The following is a 17697-nucleotide window of genomic DNA, read 5'->3' as shown; positions in this document are numbered from 1 at the left end:
GCCCGGCCTAGGTTAAACCCGGGCCGGACAGATAGGAGCATCCGGAGTGGGATCAGTCCGGGTCGATCAGAATTTAAACCTCAAAGTCGCATAATATTCAGACGGCCTGTTCGGCACCGCGCTCAGCAGGCCAGCTCCATTGAGCTGATTGACGCCATTTGCGATGTAGCGTTTGTTGAAAACATTGTTCCCGCCAATTGCGAGAGACCAGTCGTCGCCGGGCGCGCTGTACGTGAGCGAGGCATTGACGAGGCTGACATTCCCACTGAACAACTCGGGCGTGTTTTCCGCATCCGCCGCCATGGTGGACTTGTAGGAATAATCCGCCCGCAGTGTGACCCGACCTTCATTGGCCAGGAAAACGTTGAACTCGGGAGATAGCGTCGCGGTCCACTTCGGGACACGCGGCAGCCGGCTCGCCAGCGTGATCGTGCCCGACGGATCGTTGATCCTCCGATAGTAAGCGTCAATGTATCCCGCCGACGCGCTCACGCGGAAGACGCGGCTCGGCGCGAAGATCGTCTCGACCTCGAAACCCTTGATTCTGGCGTTGCCGGCGTTCTCGAAGGAGGCACCGATGCCGCGCTGGATCTGGATCTGGATGCCCTTGTAGTCCGTGTAGAATGCCGCAGCATTGACTTGCAGCATTCGATCGAAAAGCTGCGACTTGAAGCCGATCTCGAACGTGTCGGCTTTCTCCGGATTGAAGCTCGGCGCCTGCTTGTCCGCAGGCTTGGTCGGATCCGGCGGGACCGGAGCGGCGACGCGGGTCGTCCAGCCGCCCGACTTGAACCCCTTCGAGAATGATCCGTACAGCATTATCCGCTCGGTCGGATGGAGTTCGATGCCGACGCGCGGCGAAACATTGCTGAACGAGAGCTTCTGCTCCCCTGTCGGGTAGAATTGCGACAGGTCTGTCGGATCCGGGAACAGAAATGCCGGAGTACCGAGTTTGGTGAGAAGCATATTGAGGTCCCGCTGGCTTCCAACGAGCGTCTTATCTTCCTTGGTATAACGTCCGCCCAGCGTGATCCCGATGAGATCGTTCACACGGTAGTTGAGGTGCGTGAAGAGCGCGTAGGACTTGGTGTTGAACCGATAGTTTCCGACGATCTGCAACAGACCGCCGGGAAATGCGACATCCTCCGATTCCCTACCACCTTCTGAGAAATAATACGCGCCGACGAGATAATCGAGTTTGTCATTGAACGCCTTGCCCGAAAGCTGCAGCTCTTCGCTGAACTGATGCTGCTTCACCCGGAATGAGCCCTCGAACCCCACGACCGGTGAGTTGTCGAGATCCTGTCCGAAACGGGTGTCGAGATTGCGATAGGCGGTGATCGACTTCAAGGCAGGTCCACCCAAGTCGATATCGACGGTCCCTGTGAATCCGAAATTGCGCGTGTTGGTAAAATTGATACCCGTGCCGTAACCACGGTTGAGGCTACCGGTAACGAAGCGGTTATCGATCGGAAGCCGACTATTGGTGGGATCGGCGTCCGCGTTCGCGCCGGCGATAGCCGGGAGGCCGCCCGCACGCGGGCCACAGGCGCCGCCGAGACCAATCGCGCCGAGCACTGACTCCGGAAGGCTGATGCAGGTATTATAGAGGCCGGCCAAAGTGGAGTCCGGGACGCCGTTTCCGTCCGCATCGACTGGCGTTCCGGCCGGTGACAACACAGTTGACCGTGTACCGAGAAGAGTGCTTGGCGAAGCGCTCGTTTCCGAGTTGAGATAGTCGCCCTCCAGCGTCACATCGATCGCATTGGTCGCGTTCCATAGCAATTTACCGCGAACGCCCTGTTCGCTGATGCCGCCTGCTGCGGTCCGCGAGGTATAATCGATCTGCTGGAAGGCTTCTGAAGGATCCGAAGCAAAGCCTGCAGCTCCAGGGAACGGGATCCGTTTCTGCCAAGCGTTCCGGTTCTTCGACGAGAAGGCAATGCTGCTCTTGAGCTTGCCCTCGACGATCGGGATGTTGATGACGCCACCGACATCGATTCGGTTGAAGCGACCGCCCGAGACCTGACCCATCACGCTGAAATCGTCTGTCGGTTTGCGGGTGACGACGCTGATCGCGCCACCGATGGTGTTGCGTCCGAACAGCGTACCCTGAGGGCCCTTCAGGATCTCGATGCGTTCCACGTCGAGAAGATCGACATTCGACCCGGCGGTACGCGCGAGGTAGACACCATCGACATAGGTGCCGACGCCCGGGTCGAAGTTGAGTGCGAAGTCGTCCTGGCCGATGCCGCGGATGAATCCGGACAACATCGATGGCGAACTGAAAATCTGCGACGTGGACGATAGCTGCACGCCGGGGGTGAGGTTCGCGAGCTGCGAAACATTGTCGACGCCTTTTTCCTGCAGGGCCGCACCGGAAAAAGCTGCAACGGCAATCGGGACCTGTTGGACATTCTCCGCGCGGCGCTGCGCCGTGACCACGATGTCCCCGATGCCGACATTGGACGCGGGGTCTGTGCTTTCCGCCTGAGCAGGCGCCACGGCTTGAGGCAGCGCCGGAGCAATCTGTGCCTCAGCGGGGGCCTGCGCGTATGCCGGGGTCCAGCCGAGCGCACCAGCCGTGCCGAGCATCAGCCCAATTTTGATGCGGTTTTTCATATTGTACCTCTCCCTCCCTCTTTATTTTTCGCAAGCTGGCTGGCTGCTTTGGCAGCCAGTGGCACTTGCGCGCTTTCAAACAGCGTTAATGCAAGAAGTCATCACACCTGACTTTCAACTCACGTGCAGACTGGATCTCGCTAGACTTACGACAGAAGCGACAGTCAGCCAGGAAACAGGCGGACTGAATCCTAAGCGTCCACTGACTGCTTCTGATCGCTCGCCTCTTCGCCGTTGGATTGCTCCTGCGCGATAAGTTTACGCAGCATGCGACGAGCGCGCACCGCGCCAGCATCGCCAGCCAGGAGCACAGGCCGCATGGACATGATGTCCCGATCGCCGACTTGCGCCTGTTGGAGAGCGATCATCGGCTTGTCCTCTTCCTCGAACGCATATTCGATGCCGGCGCGCAATTTTGCGGAGAACTCCTCATTGTCCGGATGGATGTCGCGCCCGAAAGCCCAGAAATAATGTGTGGTGTCCGGTGACTCCGGCGTCATCACGTGGATGGACGTGTGCATATGCCCGTCCTCCTTTGGCGTGCCAGGCTCGGCATAATAGCTGAGCAGCGACATCGACCCGGGCGCTGTCCACTGAACGTCCGTCCATGCGTCGAAGCGCTTGCCATGCGAGTTGAACATGTTGTTCATGATGTCCGAGATGAAGTCGTTAGGATGAGAGACATTGCTCCACACCGTGTCGCCATCCTGGAACACGTGCCTCTTGCCGATGGTGAAGGCCGGCGCGCTTAGATGTAGGCGCTTGCAACCGTAGCAGCTTCTGCTCGCAAACAGCGCCTTTTCCTGCCCAGATTACCTGACAACGAGCCGACTATGCTGCTCACGCTATCCGACAATGTGCTCGCCATCATCCGCGTCTGCTCGCAAACGGCAAAGGGCCGCTCATGGTATCTGCCAACTACAAAGTCGAGATTAGCAGTCATTTGCTGATGCGCGATGCTCACGCAGCTTTGTGGAACCCAAGATCAGAAAGTACACGATGGGGCAAACCACCATCAGCATCACTGCTGGATCGGTAGCCCATCTCGTTGGGCCATCGCTGTCCGGCTCACTTGCTACCGCGAGCATGAGCGCGATTGATCCTCGCACAGCGGCGTAGGTGGCAGGAACAAGCAGGATGTGGAGAAGCCACCCGTAGCGGAACCGCATGGCGCCAAACCAGCAGAGTACAGCTATGGCGGGTGGAGCGAGTGTGGCGGCTACGAAGCCGCAGAACCAAATGGCAAACCCTGCCGGAGTCAGCGTATCGCGATAGTAGCTGGCGATCCCATCCGGTCGCAATCCGAGAGCGACGAAAGAGCCTGCGACGACAACGGCACCCAAAGCCGTCAGTCCGACGCCACGCAATGTCCCGTGTCTCGGCATCAATCTATGCAATCCAGTAAGCCATTGATCAGGCTGCTCGCACTTTGGCTCGGAAGAAGGTCGTTTCCGACCCAATCAGATCGGGGTCGATCCCGCTCTCCTCGGCGGCCAGTTGCTGGATGATCCGCCAAATCTCGGGGGCGGTGAGGCGCGCGCCGTCGCGGGCAAGCCTGCCACGGTTCTGCTCCGTGACCAGTCGGGCGAGATCGCCGATAGTGTCGCACCTCCGAGGTAATCGCCGGCGGTCGAGGTGCCGTAACCATAGCCCCGCGTAGGCGCTCGCTCCAGCAGCGAAGATGCGAAGGGGAGGTGCCAGCGTCGTGAAGGCGAGGATCGCGACCGCGACAGCGAAGCAGAGACCACTGACAATCCCAAGCCATCCGGCTCGCGTCGCCGGCATCTTGAGGTCGGTATCGGCTTCCAGGTCGCTGAACGCTTGGCGCAGCTTCCCACCGATCAGCGGCGCCAACGGCGCATCCGGCCCGACGTGCCGGCCAAGCCCGAGCGCGCGTCGAAGCCTGTAGAACGTCATCTGCGTGGCGCATGTCGTGCCGCCCCCGCTGTAGGCTGCGACATGCGCGACGACATGGTCACGCACCTCGCCGAACGTTGTCCAAGGCAGGTTCGAGCGCAGGCGCAGATCGAAGGTGCGCTCGATTGCGAGGAAGAAGTCGGTGTCGTCGCCATCACCGACCCAGCCAACCGTATCGAGCACCTGCATGAACCCGGCTCCTCAGCGGTTCTGCAAAACGACCGTTTCTGACGAGCCGATCGCCTTGCTGGGCCGGCAACGTAAATCTGCGGGCCGCACTTTGTCAAAACTGTTCTGGAAACCCGCGTCGCAAAACGGTATGCCCCGCACGAGTTTGGAGAAGATCAGACGCTCATGCGGGTCGGCTATGCCAGGGTCAGCACCAGCGACCAGAACCCCGAGCTCCAGCTCGATGCGCTGCGGCGGGCCGGCTGCGAGCGGGTGTTCACCGAAAAGGCGTCGGGCGCGCGCGATGACCGGCCCGAACTGGCGCGCATTCTGGAAGACGTGCTGCGCGCAGGCGACACGCTGGTTGTTTGGAAGCTCGACCGCCTCGCCCGCTCGCTCAAGAAGTTGATCGCCACGGCCGAGGATCTGGAGCGCGAGAAGATCGGGCTGGTGTCGCTGACCGAGAGCATCGACACGACAACGCCGGGTGGCATGCTCACCTTTCACGTGTTCGGCGCCATCGCGCAGTTCGAGCGTGCCCTGATCCGCGAGCGAACTACCGCGGGGCTAGTGGAGGCGCGCCGGCAGGGTCGCAAGGGTGGCCGCCCATCGGCAATGCGCCCGAGCGACGTCGCCGCGGCACGGGCGATGATGAAGGAGGGCACGTTGCCGGTGCGCGACATCGCCAAGCGCATGGGCGTGTCGGTCGCGACCCTCTATCGCTATGCAGGCAAGCGCGGCAGCGGTGCATCGATCAAGGAGGCTGCAACAGCCCATGGCTGACCGGGCGAAGCGACCGCCTGGAGAGGCGCTGATCGATCTTCGCCGACGGTTGTCGCTGTTGCCCCCACGCGACCCCGGTCGCACCGAGATCATCGCCCGTGCGGCCGAGGCCTATGGCATCTCCATCTGGACCCTTTACCGGGCGTTGCGCGAGCTGAACCGCCCCAAGTCGGTGCGCCGGTCCGACCATGGTGCGACGCGGGTTGCCCCGCAGGCCGAGATGGAGCGCTACGCCGAGATCGTCGCCGCACTGAAGATCAGGACCACCAACAAGAAGGGCCGGCACGTTTCGACCGCCCGCGCCATCGAGTTCCTGGAAACCGATGGCGTCGAGACGCCGGAGGGCCTGGTCAAGGTAGCACCCGGCCTGCTGAAGCGGGCGACCATCGACCGGCTGCTCCGCTCATCAGGGCTGGACTATGCCCGCGTGACCCGCCCCCACGCAGCCGTTCGTTTTCAGGCGCGGCGATCCAACGAGCTGTGGCACTTCGACATGAGCCCGTCCGACCTCAAGCAGGTCGAGGCGCCGCTCTGGATCGAGCAGGGTCGCGGCAAACCCACGCTGATGCTGTTCTCGGCCGTCGATGACTGCTCGGGCGTGGTCTACCAGGAATATCGCAGCGTCTATGGCGAGGATGCCGAGTCCGCGCTGCGCTTTCTATTCAACGCCTTCGCCGCCAAGCCTGAGCCCGAACTGCCGTTCCAGGGCCTGCCGGTCACGATCTACATGGACAACGGCCCGGTCAGCCGGTCGCGCGTGTTCCAGTCGGTGATGGGCAGCCTCGGCGTGCGCGTCCTCACCCATCTGCCGCCGAAGGCCGACGACCGGCACACCGCGGCCCGCGCCAAGGGCAAGGTCGAGCGGCCGTTCCGCACGGTGAAGGAGGTGCACGAGACGTTGTACCACTTCCACAAACCCAAGGACGAGGCGGAAGCCAATCTGTGGATGCGGCGTGCGCTGGTCACCTACAACAACGGCGACCATCGTTCCGAGCCACACGCGCGGATCGAGCACTGGCTGCGGCACCTGCCCGGCGATGGCGTGCGGGCCATGTGTTCATGGGAGCGGTTCTGCGCCTTCGCTCGTGAGCCCGAGCGGCGCACCGTTGCGGGCGACGCGACCGTCTCGGTTGAGGGCGCTTCCTACGAGGTCGAGCCCGAGCTCGCCGGCGAGACGGTGACGCTGCTCTGGGGGCTGTTCGACCAGCAGCTCTTCGTGGAGCATGACGGCAAGCGGCATGGCCCTTACGAGCCGTCGCGCGGCGCCGTGCCGCTCTACCGCTATCGCAAGTATCAGAAGAGCCGCGCCGAGGAGCGGCTCGACAAGGTGGTCCGGCTCGCTGACCAGCTGGGGCTGCCCCGCGCGACCGTGACGGGCGGCGACCGGCCGCTGCCGTCGCTGCCGCCCTCCACCGCAGGGCTCGCGGTGCGGCAAACACCTTTTCCGGAGCCGGCGGTCGAGACGGCATACCCGACCGGGCTCGCGGCGCGCCACGCCATCGTCGACCAGCTCCGGCGACCGCTCGGCTCGCTGCCTGAGGCAGACCGCGCCTTCATCGACGCGCTGCTGGGCGAAACGCTCGACAAGACCATCATCGCTGACCGCATCCGAGAGCGGTTCCAGTCAAGACGGGGGACAAGCTGATGCTCGCCGACGTTCAATCCAGCTACGGGCTCGCCCGCCCGTTCCAAGGCGTCGGCAACTTCGAGACAGAGCATCAGCGCAACCTCGTGCGCGAGGTCTGTGCGGCCGTGCAGACCGGCAGGTTGATCGTCGTCTCCGGCCTGGTCGGATCGGGCAAGACGCACCTGCTGCGCCGCATCGAGGACGAGCTGGCCCGGGCGGGCAAGGTCGCCGTCGCCAAGTCGCTTGCGGTCGACAAGCGCCGCACCTCGTTGCCCTCGCTGATCGAGGCGCTGTTCTACGATCTCTCGCCCGGTGACCGTGCCCAGGTGAAGATTCCCAAGCAGGCCGAGCGCCGCGAGCGCGACCTGCGCGACATCATGCGCAAGGGCAAGCGCCCGGTCGTACTGGTGGTCGACGAGGCGCATGACCTGCACCACAAGACGCTGACCGGCCTCAAGCGGTTGATGGAGGTGGTGGCTGATGCCGGCGTGCTGCTGTCGGTCCTTCTGGTCGGCCATCCTCGGCTACGCAACGACCTGCGCCGCCCGCAAATGGAAGAGATCGGCTACCGCACGACCACCTTCGACTATGAGGGCATCGGCGCCGAACGCCGCGACTATGTTGCCTGGCTGCTCGGCGCCTGTGCGGCCGAGGGGGTCAAGGTTGCCGACTTGATGAACGAGGACGCGATCGACCTCATCGCCGAGCGCCTGCGCACCCCGCTCCAGATCGAGATGCACCTGACACTCGCCTTCGAGCAGGGCTTCCGCTTCGCTGCCAAGCCCGTCACGGCCGAGATCGTCGAGCAGGTGCTGTCGCGGGCGATTGACGACCTCGAACCCACGCTGACGCGCAACGGTTACGATGCGGGCGCGCTCGCCAGCCAGCTCAACACCCGGCCGTCCGACATACGCGCGTTCCTCGCCGGAACGCTGGACGCCGAACACACCCGCGACCTGACCGAGCGGCTCCGCGAAGCCGGTGTGCCGATATGATACTGGCTGTCCTCGCCTTGGTATCTCCCGCACGCGGACGCAACGCATGTCGTCTGTGCCACCGATTGTGGACGTTGCGCTTCTCTCATAGCCTGCCGGCATGAACAGGCATCTTACCGCAGCTTCTTTATCGATCGTCAGCTTGCTCAGCGCGTGCTCGGCCTCGGCCGAGAGGAGGTTGGAGGGACGAGTCTTCGACATCCCGAGAGCCAACGACATATCCGACAATGATAAGCCGTTCTTTCTACCAGCGCTCGATCCCAGCGACGGGTTCTCGTTCTACCTAAATCCGAGCGCAAGCTTGCCGGAGCGAAACTTGGTGGGCGTGGCAAGCAAGAAGCGGATGTGTGCCCGCGCAGCGGGAACAGAGGCGCTTGTCAACTCGACTGTCTGCGCAAGTCGCCCGCTTTCATGGCGCGGCCGAACACTGCGCAAGGTAAGTGATGGTGTTTTCTGGACATACCAGTTGCCAGCCGAAGCAGGTCAGAAGCGTCCTCCATCGCTGGCGAGTTGCTCCGCCATGGGCGGAGGCTCGCGGCCGGGGCTCTGCACGGCCAATCTGCCGTATGACAATCTCGTGCTGACGATTCACTTCCGAGACAATCAGGTCGGCTCGCTCCAGGCATTATACGATCAATCCGTTGCTAGCCTGAGGAAGTGGGAGCGCTGATGCTTACGGCAAACCCGGCGGGAACGATCGCTGCCAGACCGCTCACCGGCACTCCTCGCTATTGGCAGAAAGCGAGAACAGGCCTTCTCCGTTTGCGAGCAGGCGCGGATGATGGCGAGCACATTGTCGCATAGCGTGAGCAGCATGGCCCACCTGCTGTCAGCAAATCTGAGCAGAAATCCGCGCTGTTTGCGAGCAGAGGCCAGTATCTTTGCAATCGCCTACATCTATCAATCCTTCTAGGTGAGAATCTGGATGCCGCGCCGCTTCACCAGCGTCAGCAAGGCGAGCGCCGCGCCAGTCGGCCGCATCGTGCCGGCCTCCCAGCGCTGGACCGTGCGCTTGTGCGCCCACAGCAAGCGCGCAAACCCGGCCTGGCTCAAACCGCTCTCCTGGCGCACCGCCGGATTTCGGCCGCCTCCATCGGTGGATAAAGGATTTCGCCGTTTCGATCAGTCCCCGTCATGGTCGTTCATCCCGGCCATGCCGGCTGCTGCGCCGGCTTCGGCGATGGCGTCGTTGATTTCCTCGATCGTGAACCGCGCGCCGTTGCCCTTCACTATCCCGCGCAGGTCATCCCACGAGCTTTTGCGCGGTGCCGGCGGCGCGATGCCCGCCGCCGTCGCGGCGGTCATCAGGTCATCCAGCGAGAATCTGTTAAACTTCCCGCGCAGGAGGTCGTTGAGGCGGGGCGGCGTCAGCCCGAGCCGCTTGGCGGCCTCGCCCAGCGGCACGTCCCACGACTTCACCCGCGCGGTGATGCCCCGCATCAGGTCCGCGCGCGTCCTCAACTCCGTCGCCTCCTCCGGCGTGTCGGCGATTGCGTCAAAGACGCAGGCGAAGGTTTCGACCTTCATGTCGTCGGCGTTCATTGCCCTGCCTTCCAAACGTTCGGCCGTCGAGCCGATTACTCGAACAGTTCCGAATGGGTTCCCGCGCGCACGAAGTTCACCAGATTGCCCTCAATCGTGTAGATCAGCAGGAAATCGCCGCCGATATGGCACTCGCGATGATCGCTCCAATCGCCCTTGAGGGCGTGGTCCAGCCATTCCGGGCCAAGCGGCGCATCGTTGGCGATGAGCAGCATCATCGCTTCCTTGAGCTGGTTCATGTTGTAGCGGCCGCTGCGCGACAGCCGCTCCCAATCCTTGACGAACCGCTTTTCGTAGGATGCCTCTCTTGGGAACGAAGCCCGCTTACTGCTGGCGGGCTTCTTGGTCGAGGGCATCGAACAGTTCCTTGGGATCGGTGAAGCGCGCACGACGCGCCTTCATGGTCGCGCGGGACGATTCGATCGCGGCGCGCGTCTCGGCGTTGGGCACCTTCAGCTCGAACGGCAAGGCATGGTCCTTGGCGACCCGCGTAAGCGTCATGCGGACCACATCGGAAACCGTCAGCCCCAGCTCGGCTAGGACGGCGGCGGCTTCATCCTTCAATGTTTCGTCGATGCGCGCACGCACGAACGCGGTAGCAGCCATTGGAATCTCCCTAGTCAGACGAACGATGTAGCTCATTTGAGCAACAATTTCAATCTAGGCGAGGAGACTGCGCCTGCCGCTGCGCGGCACCGTGGCTCTACTCGCTTCGCTCCCCAAGCCCGCAAGCGGTCTTGGCCGAAGGTGACGACCCACATGGCGGGGCCGAGATCGCAAGCGGATCTCGGGCATGGTGCCGGCGTGCGCCGGCATGATGTTCGTTCGCATGGGGAAAGGCGGTCCCGGCCGCCTCTCCCCAGCAACGGCAATCAGCGGGACCGGGTTGGCGCGAAGCGCCCGCCCGCACCACTCCCGCAGATTCCCGCTGCCCCCCTCTCTCGCCGGCTGCTCCGCGCGAACTCGGGAGCGATGGCCGCAGCCATCGCCCCGCAGGGCGATTTGAAGGGAGTAGAAGGTATGGAACAGGCCCAGTCGGCCCCAAGCTGCGATTTTGGCCAAGTCGGAGAACGTTTTGGGAACGTGGCATTCGGTATTGACGATGGAAATCATAGAAGAGGACAGTTCGCTCCATCATAGGGAGTGGGTTGATGGATCGGAGTATTCCGGGCGGGGATTTGATCGGACGATGGAGCCTGAGCTTTGCCGATATTGATTTTGTAAATTCGAAGCCGGCCCTGACGCGCCTTGGCCTCGCCGCGCAGCTGAAATTCTTCGCTTCCCTGGGGTTTTTCGCGATCGATCCCGGCTCAATCCCTACCGATGGCCTCTCGTATCTGGCCGAGCAACTCGGTGTCGAGGCTGGCGAGATAGCCGGTTATGACTTTTCCAGTCGGACAGCACGACGGCATTGTGCGGAGATCCTGATCCATCTTGGATATCACCGCATGAAGCGGGTGGATCGCGCGCAATTGACGGAATGGATTGCTGGCGAGCTGTGCCCGGGCGGCCAGTCGATCAATGCCATGCTTGAGCATGTTTTCCTGTGGTGCCGGGACCGGCGTATTTATGGGCCGTCGCGCAAGGAGCTTGAACGTGTCGTTCGCTCACAACGGCAAGATTATCTGGACACCTGGCTGATCGGAGCCAGTGATCGGCTTTCGTCAGATGCGGTGGCGTTATTGGAAGCCTCGCTTGCCGATCCGGACAGCTCGACCGGATTCAACAGGATGAAGGGTGACGCCGGACAGGCAACGCTCGACAACATTCTCGACGTGACCGAGAAACTCGCCTTTATCCAGAGACTTGATCTTCCCCATGATCTCCTGACGGCTACGGGCAAGCCATGGGTCGATCAGATTGTTCGCCGCGTTGCCGGTGAAAAGGCCTCGGAGATGCGCCGGCATGCGCCGGCGCGACAGCTCGGCCTTTATGCGATTTATCTAATGTCGCGGGAGGCGCAACTCACTGACGCGATGATCGACCTGCTGATCGAAACCGTTCACAAGATCGGAACGCGCTCGAAACGCAAGGTGGTGGGCGATATCGCGAAAGACATCGAGCGGGTCTATGGAAAGGAGCGCCTGCTGGTCGAGATCGCCAGCGCCTCGATCAATGAACCATCGGGGCGCATCTGCGATGTCATTTTCCCGATCGCCGGTAAGGCCAAGCTGGCGGCGATCGTCAAGGAGAGCCATGCGAAGGGCGCTCTGGACCGGCGCATCTACAAGGTGATGCGTGGTTCCTGGGCCAATCATTACCGGCGCATGCTGCCAAGCCTGCTTTCCGTACTTGAGTTCCGGTCGAACAACGCGGTGTGGCGGCCGGTCCTGGCGGCCCTCGACTGGATCAGGAGCAAGGTGGATGGCGGATGCCGCTTCGTGCCATTGCAGGATGTTCCGATCGATGAGGTGATTCCAGCGCGATGGCGCAGTTCCGTCATTGATGACGATGGGCGGGTAAACCGGATCAGCTATGAGCTTTGCGTCCTGACGCAACTGCGCGACCGCATCCGCTCCAAAGAAATCTGGGTGGTCGGGGCGGATCGCTATCGCAATCCCGATGACGATCTTCCCAAGGACTTCGAGATCAGGCGAGATGCGTACTATTCCGGCCTCAGCCTGACGCCAGATGCGCAGGCGTTTTGCGCCTCGATCCGGGAGGAGCTTGAACGGGAACTGTTGCTCCTCAATGCCAATATTCCACAAAACGACAAGGTCCGGCTCCTGTGGCGCGGCGACAACCGGATATCGATTACACCGTTCAAGCCCTTGCCCGAACCGAAGGGTCTCGCTTCGATCAAAAGCGAGATCGGTCAGCGCTGGCCGATGACCGGACTGCTGGACGTGTTGAAAGAGGCTGCTCTGGACACGGGATTGATGGATGCTTTCGAAACGTCGGCCTCGCGGGTTACCCTGTCGAAAGCAGCCTTGGCTCAGCGTCTTTTGCTGTGTCTCTATGGCTTGGGCACGAACGCCGGGCTCAAGCGGGTCGCTGGCGCAACACCCGATGTCAGTTACGAGGAATTGCTGCATGTCCATCGCCGTTTCATCCACGCGCCAGCGCTGAGGGAGGCGTGCGCGCGGGTAGCAAACGCGACACTGGCAATCCGCAATGCCGCAGTATGGGGAGATGCGGGCACGGCATGCGCGTCCGATTCAACGAAGTTCGGCGCGTGGGACCGCAACCTGATGACGGAATGGCACGCCCGCTATGGCGGCCGTGGCGTCATGATCTACTGGCATGTGGAGAAGCGCGCGACCTGCGTTTATTCCCAGCTCAAGCGGTGCTCTTCCTCGGAGGTCGCCTCCATGATCGAAGGCGTGCTACGCCATTGCACCGACATGGAAATCCAGCGCCAGTACGTCGATAGCCACGGCCAGAGCGCAGTCGGCTTTGCGTTCTGCCGACTCCTTGGATTTGAGCTTGCCCCGCGGCTGAAAGCAGTGGCACGCCAGAAACTGGCCCTTCCCCAAGCCGGCATGCGCACGCGGCTTTCCAATTTACTGCCGATCCTCTCCAGCCCGATCGACTGGGACGAGATCGAGCAACAATATGACGAAATGGTCAAATATGCCGCTGCCATGCAATCGCGCACCGCCGATCCGGAAGCGATCCTGCTCCGGTTTGCCAGAGCCGAAGTGATGCACCCGACCTACAAGGCGCTGAGTGAACTCGGCCGCGCGGTCAAAACAATCTTCCTATGCCGGTATTTGCGTCAGGAGGCATTCCGCCGCGAGATCCACGAAGGGCTGAATGTGGTTGAGAACTGGAACGGCGCTAATGGTTTCGTGTTCTTCGGCAAGGGCGGCGAGATCGCCACCAACCGCATCCATGAGCAGGAAATCTCCGTTCTGGCGCTACACCTCCTGCAAGCGTCGCTGGTGTATGTGAACACCCGCATGCTTCAGACCGTACTGGTTGAGCCGAAGTGGGCGGGGCGGATGACGCCGGAAGATTATCGTGGTCTCACGCCGTTGATCTACAGTCATGTGAACCCTTATGGCCGCTTCGACCTCGACCTGAACGACCGGATTGATTTTGGACGGCTTGCAGCGTGAGGCGGCTGATCGGCCTATAACATTTGGGTACACCCCAGAGTGATAGGGCCGAGTGACACCATTCGTCTGTCACAAAAGGGTGGGTTTGCGCTCAATGTGACGATACACTGCAAGAGCCACCCTAATGTGACGGATTTTGCACTTGGCTCGTATCGGATATGCCCGCGTCAGCACCACGGACCAGGATCTGGATATCCAGATTGGCCGCCTCAAGAATGCAGGTTGCGAAATTATCCGTTCCGAGACCGGATCGGGGGCCTCGCGGAGCGGGCGCACGGAACTGGAAACGATCATGCAGTTTATGCACACCGGCGACGAGCTGGTCGTGCTGCGGCTCGACCGGCTCGGCCGCTCCACGCGCGATGTCCTGAACCTGGTGCATGAGCTTGATGAAAAGGGAGCTTCGCTGCGCATCCTTGAGCCAGAGGTGACGACGGCGGGCGACATGGGGCGAATGGTCATCACCATACTCGGCATGGTCGCCGATATGGAGCTGAAGTTCATCAAGGATCGTCAGCGCGCCGGGATCGAAGCGGCGCGCGCCGAAGGCGTTTACAAAGGCCGGAAGAAGAACGTCGATGACGATGAAATCCGCCGTCGCCTTGCCGCCGGCGCCAGCAAGGCCCGCGTTGCCCGCGACCTGAAGGTCTCACGAATGACCGTCTATCGGGCGCTCGACATTATTCCGTCACAGACCAAACTGCCGGAAAAGCCGCCCACTGCCAGCATCGCCCTGCATCTGATTATCGAGAACTTCAACAAGCGTGGAAGAGGTAGAAAACCCGCTCGGGAGCGGATTGAGGCGATGCTGGAACGCGACTACGCCATGGTAAAAAACGGCAATTGTGATTACAAACTGACCGTCGCCTATGACCCCGATCCGGATGGCATTTCCCTTGATGAGGAAATCCAAAGCCTCCTCTCCGAGATGTTCAACATCGCAGAGAGCTACAATTGCTCCATGGAAGCCGATATCTACGAGGTCGGTGGTCAGCAACGGTCCTGGTAGAATCAATCAAGCGTTCAGTGTTCGTTCTTCAACCTGGCCAAAATCGCAGCTTCGGGCCGACTGGGCCGAACAGGACAACCGGGAAAGCTGGCTCAATCGGGTGGCGGCGGGCATGGCCCCCTTGTTCGCGGCGTTGGACGCTCCCCTGCCCGCGCGTATCCGCGTGGCGATCGGCTTCACCAGCTCGGGCCGGAAGGGCAAGGCGATCGGCGAGTGCTGGGATAACCGGCTGAGCGCGGACGGGCATTTTGAAATCTTCATCCGGCCCGACCTCGCGCACGCGCCTGACGCCATGCCGGCGCAGATCGCGGCCATCCTCGCGCATGAGCTGGTCCATGCCGCCGTCGGCATCCCGGCAGGGCATGGGAAAGCGTTTAAACGGATCGCGCTGGGGCTGGGGCTCGTCGGGCCGATGCGCGCCACCACCCCCGGCGAGGCGTTTCTTGCGGCCGTCGCGCCGATCTTGGACGCCGTTGGCCCCCTCCCCCATGCCCGTCTCGACACCGATGGGGAGTCGACCGCGCCGAAGAAGCAGAAAACCCGGATGCTCAAATGCGAGTGCGCGACGTGCGGCTATACCGTGAGGACCGCGCGCAAATGGCTTGAGCTGGCCGGAGCGCCGCTTTGCCCGATCGAGGATCACGGCCGCATGGAGCATGAGCCGCTGGACGACGGCAGCGAGGATGAGGGCGGCGACGACGGCTAGACCGCCCTCCCCTCCCCGCAATTCGGGGTTTCATTGACGCTGCGCGCCAGTTCGGGGTTTCGTTGACGCAACCGGAGCAAGCCAGTATGACCACATGCAAACATGCGATCATGTAAGGATATTCACATGCCAACAATCGCGATCATCAGCCAGAAGGGCGGCGCGGGGAAAACCACCCTCGCCTTGCACCTGGCCGCCGCCGCCGAGGATTCCGGGCATACCGCCCTTGTGATCGACGTCGACCCGCAGGCGACGGCGAGCCAGTGGGCGGCATGGCGACAGGATGCGCCCCCGGTCGTGATCGACAGCGCGCCCCCTCGCCTTGCCGCCAAGATCGAGCAGGCGACGGGCCAGGGCGCGGCGTTCATCGTAATCGACACCCCGCCCCACGCCGACAGCGCCGCCAGCGCCGCCGTCGAGGCGGCCGACCTAGTGTTGATCCCTTGCCGCCCCAGCGCGTTCGATTTGGCGGCGATCAAGACGACCGCCAGCCTTGTGAAGATGCGCGGCAAGCCTGCTTTCGTGATCTTCACGGCGGGAAGCCCGACCGCGCCGCGCATGTATGACGAAGCCGCGCAGCTCGTGCAGGATTATGGGCTTGACGCCTGCCCCCACCATATCGCGGATCGCGCCGCCTTTCGCCACGCGGCGGCCGAGGGCAAGACGGCGATGGAGATCGAGCCGAGCGGCAAGGCGGCCGATGAGGTGCGCCAGCTTTACAAGTGGACATGCGAGCATGTAAACATGCAAGCATCTAGGAAGCGGAGGGCCAACGCATGAGCCGGAAGGGATCATTGCTCGCATTGCGGGATCGCGATGCAGCGCCAGCGCCGGCGATGGTCGAGCCGGAGGGGAGGGCGGCCGCGCCGATCGCCCGTGGCACTGGCGCAGGCTCCGGCAGCGGATCGAGCAGCAACCCGGTTGCGCCGAGCCGTCAGGGCAAGAAGGCCATGACGGGCTATTTCAGCCCGGAAATGTCCTTCGCCATGCACATGACCGCCCGCAAGCACGGCATGAGCCTACAGGACGCGATGGCCGAGGCGTTCAACGACTGGCTTCGCAAGATGGGGGAAAGCCCTGTAGGCAAGTGAGCATGTCCACATGCAAACATGCGGGTAAGTAAACATGGCCGCTTGCCCGCATAGAGCAGGGGATCAGCGTAGTGGTTTGCGTTCGTGCCGTTTCTTGCAGAAGCCGAGGAAGGCCCCGGCAGGGCTTTTGAGTTCGGGCTTGCCCATGTCGTGCCACCACGACACCCATTCGTCATAGAGCGCATACACGTCATAGCCTGGCGCGGCCGTCTTGGCGTCGTGCATGGTTTCCGGGTCGATATAGGGCGCATCGTCGCCGGCGCTGGCGACCGGATCGGGCTTGGATTTGAGGCCCGAGCGGTTGCGGAACAAGATCACGTCATCATCCATCGTCACCGCATAGTCGGGGAAATGGCCGTGATCGGCGTCATGCTCGCAGACCTTCTTGACCAAGGCCCGGAACACTCGGAGCGGGCTGTTCGAGCCGCATTTCTTCTGTAGCAACTCTAGGCCGATCTTCCATTCGTCCTTCACGCCGCAATGCTTGCGCGCCAGTTCATACATGCGCCGCTCGAACGGCTTGCGGAGCCGGAAATAGTCGCGGTGGAGCGTCAGGACGTTCTTGCTGATGACCGAGCGATAGACCCAATCCGACAGGGTGATTTCGAGATCAAGCATCCGGCCATCGAACGTCTTGCGCGTGATCTTGGCCTCTTCGATCAGGCCGAAAATCCGCGTTTCTTCGACACCGCCCGTTTGAATATTGGTCCGCACCGTGGTCCCGCGCAGGCGGGTGAGGGCGTCGGCCATCAGTCGATAGCCTTCGCCGCTGGTTTGCCGGTTGGTGGCGACGAGCATGTCATAGGCTTGCAGGCGCACCGTGCGGCTAGGTTGCTCGCCCTGGTTCATCTTCGCGACGAGCTGCGAAATGCAGTAGATCAATATGTCCTTGTCGTGGATCGTCGCCAGCCCCTTGCCCGAGGGGATAATCTCGATGACGTTGCCGTTATGCTCGTAGCGCCGCGTCCGGTTGTCGGGCTTGGTCGAGAGCGAAAACACCGGATGCTCCATTGAGGCCATGTCATCCTTGGGGATGGCGTCCAGCACGTCGCAGATGAACAAGTCCTGGTTGGGATGGCGCACCGGCAGCAGCGGCGTGCGATCGTCGCCGTCCACGGCCGAGACCGGCGCGGCGATCGGCGCGTCAAACAGGGAAGGGGAGGGGTCTATCGTCAT

The 17697-nt window shown here is 62.2% G+C and carries 17 protein-coding genes; 9 read left to right on the top strand and 8 right to left on the bottom strand.

The window, feature by feature from the left end:
- Nucleotides 1-66: 66 nt before the first annotated feature.
- From K426_RS29755 to K426_RS29740, 3 genes are all read right to left on the bottom strand, one after another.
- Nucleotides 67-2622: a TonB-dependent receptor gene (locus K426_RS29755; RefSeq protein WP_007685998.1), complete on the bottom strand. Its 2556-nt coding sequence runs from the start codon at nt 2620-2622 to the stop codon at nt 67-69.
- A 191-nt stretch (nt 2623-2813) separates the two neighbouring features.
- The gene (locus tag K426_RS29750) at nt 2814-3353 is read right to left on the bottom strand and encodes a vanillate O-demethylase oxygenase (RefSeq protein WP_257721833.1); all 540 of its coding nucleotides are present in this window, start codon (nt 3351-3353) and stop codon (nt 2814-2816) included.
- 682 nt (nt 3354-4035) lie between these two features.
- Nucleotides 4036-4728 (bottom strand): hypothetical protein, encoded by a 693-nt coding sequence (locus K426_RS29740; RefSeq protein ID WP_007685994.1) that lies wholly within the window; start codon nt 4726-4728, stop codon nt 4036-4038.
- 165 nt (nt 4729-4893) lie between these two features.
- Here K426_RS29740 and K426_RS29735 point away from each other — a divergent pair, with 165 nt between their 5' ends.
- The 4 genes from K426_RS29735 to K426_RS29720 all read left to right on the top strand — a co-directional run bounded on the left by K426_RS29735 (nt 4894) and on the right by K426_RS29720 (nt 8782).
- Nucleotides 4894-5490 (top strand): recombinase family protein, encoded by a 597-nt coding sequence (locus K426_RS29735; RefSeq protein ID WP_007685993.1) that lies wholly within the window; start codon nt 4894-4896, stop codon nt 5488-5490.
- A complete protein-coding gene (locus K426_RS29730; RefSeq protein ID WP_007685992.1) occupies nt 5483-7135 on the top strand; it encodes an IS481 family transposase in 1653 nt (550 codons plus the stop codon). Before K426_RS29735 ends, K426_RS29730 begins: the two co-directional genes overlap by 8 nt.
- Nucleotides 7135-8112, top strand: coding sequence for an ExeA family protein (locus tag K426_RS29725; RefSeq protein ID WP_007685991.1), 978 nt, complete (start codon nt 7135-7137; stop codon nt 8110-8112). The genes K426_RS29730 and K426_RS29725 overlap by 1 nt, the downstream gene beginning before the upstream one ends.
- A gap of 100 nt (nt 8113-8212) precedes the next feature.
- Nucleotides 8213-8782, top strand: a complete 570-nt coding sequence (locus K426_RS29720; protein WP_062121710.1) for a hypothetical protein — start codon at nt 8213-8215, stop codon at nt 8780-8782.
- 239 nt (nt 8783-9021) lie between these two features.
- Here K426_RS29720 and K426_RS29715 read toward each other — a convergent pair whose 3' ends face one another.
- The 4 genes from K426_RS29715 to K426_RS29700 are packed head-to-tail and all read right to left on the bottom strand — an operon-like array spanning nt 9022 to nt 10260.
- Nucleotides 9022-9183 carry a helix-turn-helix domain-containing protein gene (locus K426_RS29715; RefSeq protein WP_015449421.1) on the bottom strand — a complete coding sequence of 54 codons (162 nt, stop codon included), beginning with the start codon at nt 9181-9183 and terminating at the stop codon, nt 9022-9024.
- Between the two features lie 51 nt (nt 9184-9234).
- The gene (locus K426_RS29710; protein ID WP_007685989.1) at nt 9235-9654 is read right to left on the bottom strand and encodes a helix-turn-helix domain-containing protein; all 420 of its coding nucleotides are present in this window, start codon (nt 9652-9654) and stop codon (nt 9235-9237) included.
- A 35-nt stretch (nt 9655-9689) separates the two neighbouring features.
- Nucleotides 9690-10010 carry a type II toxin-antitoxin system YafQ family toxin gene (locus K426_RS29705; protein ID WP_007685988.1) on the bottom strand — a complete coding sequence of 107 codons (321 nt, stop codon included), beginning with the start codon at nt 10008-10010 and terminating at the stop codon, nt 9690-9692.
- Nucleotides 9979-10260, bottom strand: a complete 282-nt coding sequence (locus K426_RS29700; protein ID WP_007685985.1) for a type II toxin-antitoxin system RelB/DinJ family antitoxin — start codon at nt 10258-10260, stop codon at nt 9979-9981. The genes K426_RS29705 and K426_RS29700 overlap by 32 nt, the downstream gene beginning before the upstream one ends.
- A 545-nt stretch (nt 10261-10805) precedes the next feature.
- Here K426_RS29700 and K426_RS29695 point away from each other — a divergent pair.
- From K426_RS29695 to K426_RS29675, 5 genes are all read left to right on the top strand, one after another.
- A complete protein-coding gene (locus tag K426_RS29695) occupies nt 10806-13715 on the top strand; it encodes a Tn3 family transposase (protein WP_021224283.1) in 2910 nt (969 codons plus the stop codon).
- Nucleotides 13716-13857: 142 nt separating this feature from the next.
- Complete coding sequence (locus K426_RS29690; protein ID WP_006953933.1) at nt 13858-14724, top strand: recombinase family protein; 867 nt, start codon at nt 13858-13860, stop codon at nt 14722-14724.
- A gap of 112 nt (nt 14725-14836) precedes the next feature.
- Nucleotides 14837-15430: a SprT-like domain-containing protein gene (locus K426_RS29685; RefSeq protein WP_066553303.1), complete on the top strand. Its 594-nt coding sequence runs from the start codon at nt 14837-14839 to the stop codon at nt 15428-15430.
- A 126-nt stretch (nt 15431-15556) separates the two neighbouring features.
- Complete coding sequence (parA, locus tag K426_RS29680; protein ID WP_007686145.1) at nt 15557-16210, top strand: ParA family partition ATPase; 654 nt, start codon at nt 15557-15559, stop codon at nt 16208-16210.
- Nucleotides 16207-16521 (top strand): ribbon-helix-helix domain-containing protein, encoded by a 315-nt coding sequence (locus tag K426_RS29675; protein ID WP_007686146.1) that lies wholly within the window; start codon nt 16207-16209, stop codon nt 16519-16521. Before parA ends, K426_RS29675 begins: the two co-directional genes overlap by 4 nt.
- 63 nt (nt 16522-16584) lie before the next feature.
- Here K426_RS29675 and K426_RS29670 read toward each other — a convergent pair whose 3' ends face one another.
- Nucleotides 16585-17697, bottom strand: a complete 1113-nt coding sequence (locus K426_RS29670) for a replication initiator protein A (RefSeq protein ID WP_007686147.1) — start codon at nt 17695-17697, stop codon at nt 16585-16587.

Origin of the sequence: Sphingobium sp. TKS, from assembly GCF_001563265.1 — a bacterium.
GTDB lineage: Bacteria > Pseudomonadota > Alphaproteobacteria > Sphingomonadales > Sphingomonadaceae > Sphingobium.
The sequence above is the reverse complement of the archived record's forward strand: the minus strand, read 5'-3'. Positions and strand labels throughout refer to the sequence as shown.

Excerpts from the sequence above, each read along its gene's own strand:
- K426_RS29740 (WP_007685994.1), bottom strand. The coding sequence starts at position 4,728 with ATGCAGGTGCTCGATACGGTTGGCTGGGTCGGTGATGGCGACGACACC.
- K426_RS29720 (WP_062121710.1), top strand. The coding sequence starts at position 8,213 with ATGAACAGGCATCTTACCGCAGCTTCTTTATCGATCGTCAGCTTGCTC.
- K426_RS29670 (WP_007686147.1), bottom strand. The coding sequence starts at position 17,697 with ATGACGATAGACCCCTCCCCTTCCCTGTTTGACGCGCCGATCGCCGCG.
- K426_RS29685 (WP_066553303.1), top strand. The coding sequence starts at position 14,837 with ATGGCCCCCTTGTTCGCGGCGTTGGACGCTCCCCTGCCCGCGCGTATC.
- K426_RS29675 (WP_007686146.1), top strand. The coding sequence starts at position 16,207 with ATGAGCCGGAAGGGATCATTGCTCGCATTGCGGGATCGCGATGCAGCG.
- K426_RS29735 (WP_007685993.1), top strand. The coding sequence starts at position 4,894 with ATGCGGGTCGGCTATGCCAGGGTCAGCACCAGCGACCAGAACCCCGAG.
- K426_RS29710 (WP_007685989.1), bottom strand. The coding sequence starts at position 9,654 with ATGAACGCCGACGACATGAAGGTCGAAACCTTCGCCTGCGTCTTTGAC.
- K426_RS29695 (WP_021224283.1), top strand. The coding sequence starts at position 10,806 with ATGGATCGGAGTATTCCGGGCGGGGATTTGATCGGACGATGGAGCCTG.
- K426_RS29705 (WP_007685988.1), bottom strand. The coding sequence starts at position 10,010 with ATGCCCTCGACCAAGAAGCCCGCCAGCAGTAAGCGGGCTTCGTTCCCA.
- parA (WP_007686145.1), top strand. The coding sequence starts at position 15,557 with ATGCCAACAATCGCGATCATCAGCCAGAAGGGCGGCGCGGGGAAAACC.
- K426_RS29730 (WP_007685992.1), top strand. The coding sequence starts at position 5,483 with ATGGCTGACCGGGCGAAGCGACCGCCTGGAGAGGCGCTGATCGATCTT.
- K426_RS29725 (WP_007685991.1), top strand. The coding sequence starts at position 7,135 with ATGCTCGCCGACGTTCAATCCAGCTACGGGCTCGCCCGCCCGTTCCAA.
- K426_RS29700 (WP_007685985.1), bottom strand. The coding sequence starts at position 10,260 with ATGGCTGCTACCGCGTTCGTGCGTGCGCGCATCGACGAAACATTGAAG.
- K426_RS29755 (WP_007685998.1), bottom strand. The coding sequence starts at position 2,622 with ATGAAAAACCGCATCAAAATTGGGCTGATGCTCGGCACGGCTGGTGCG.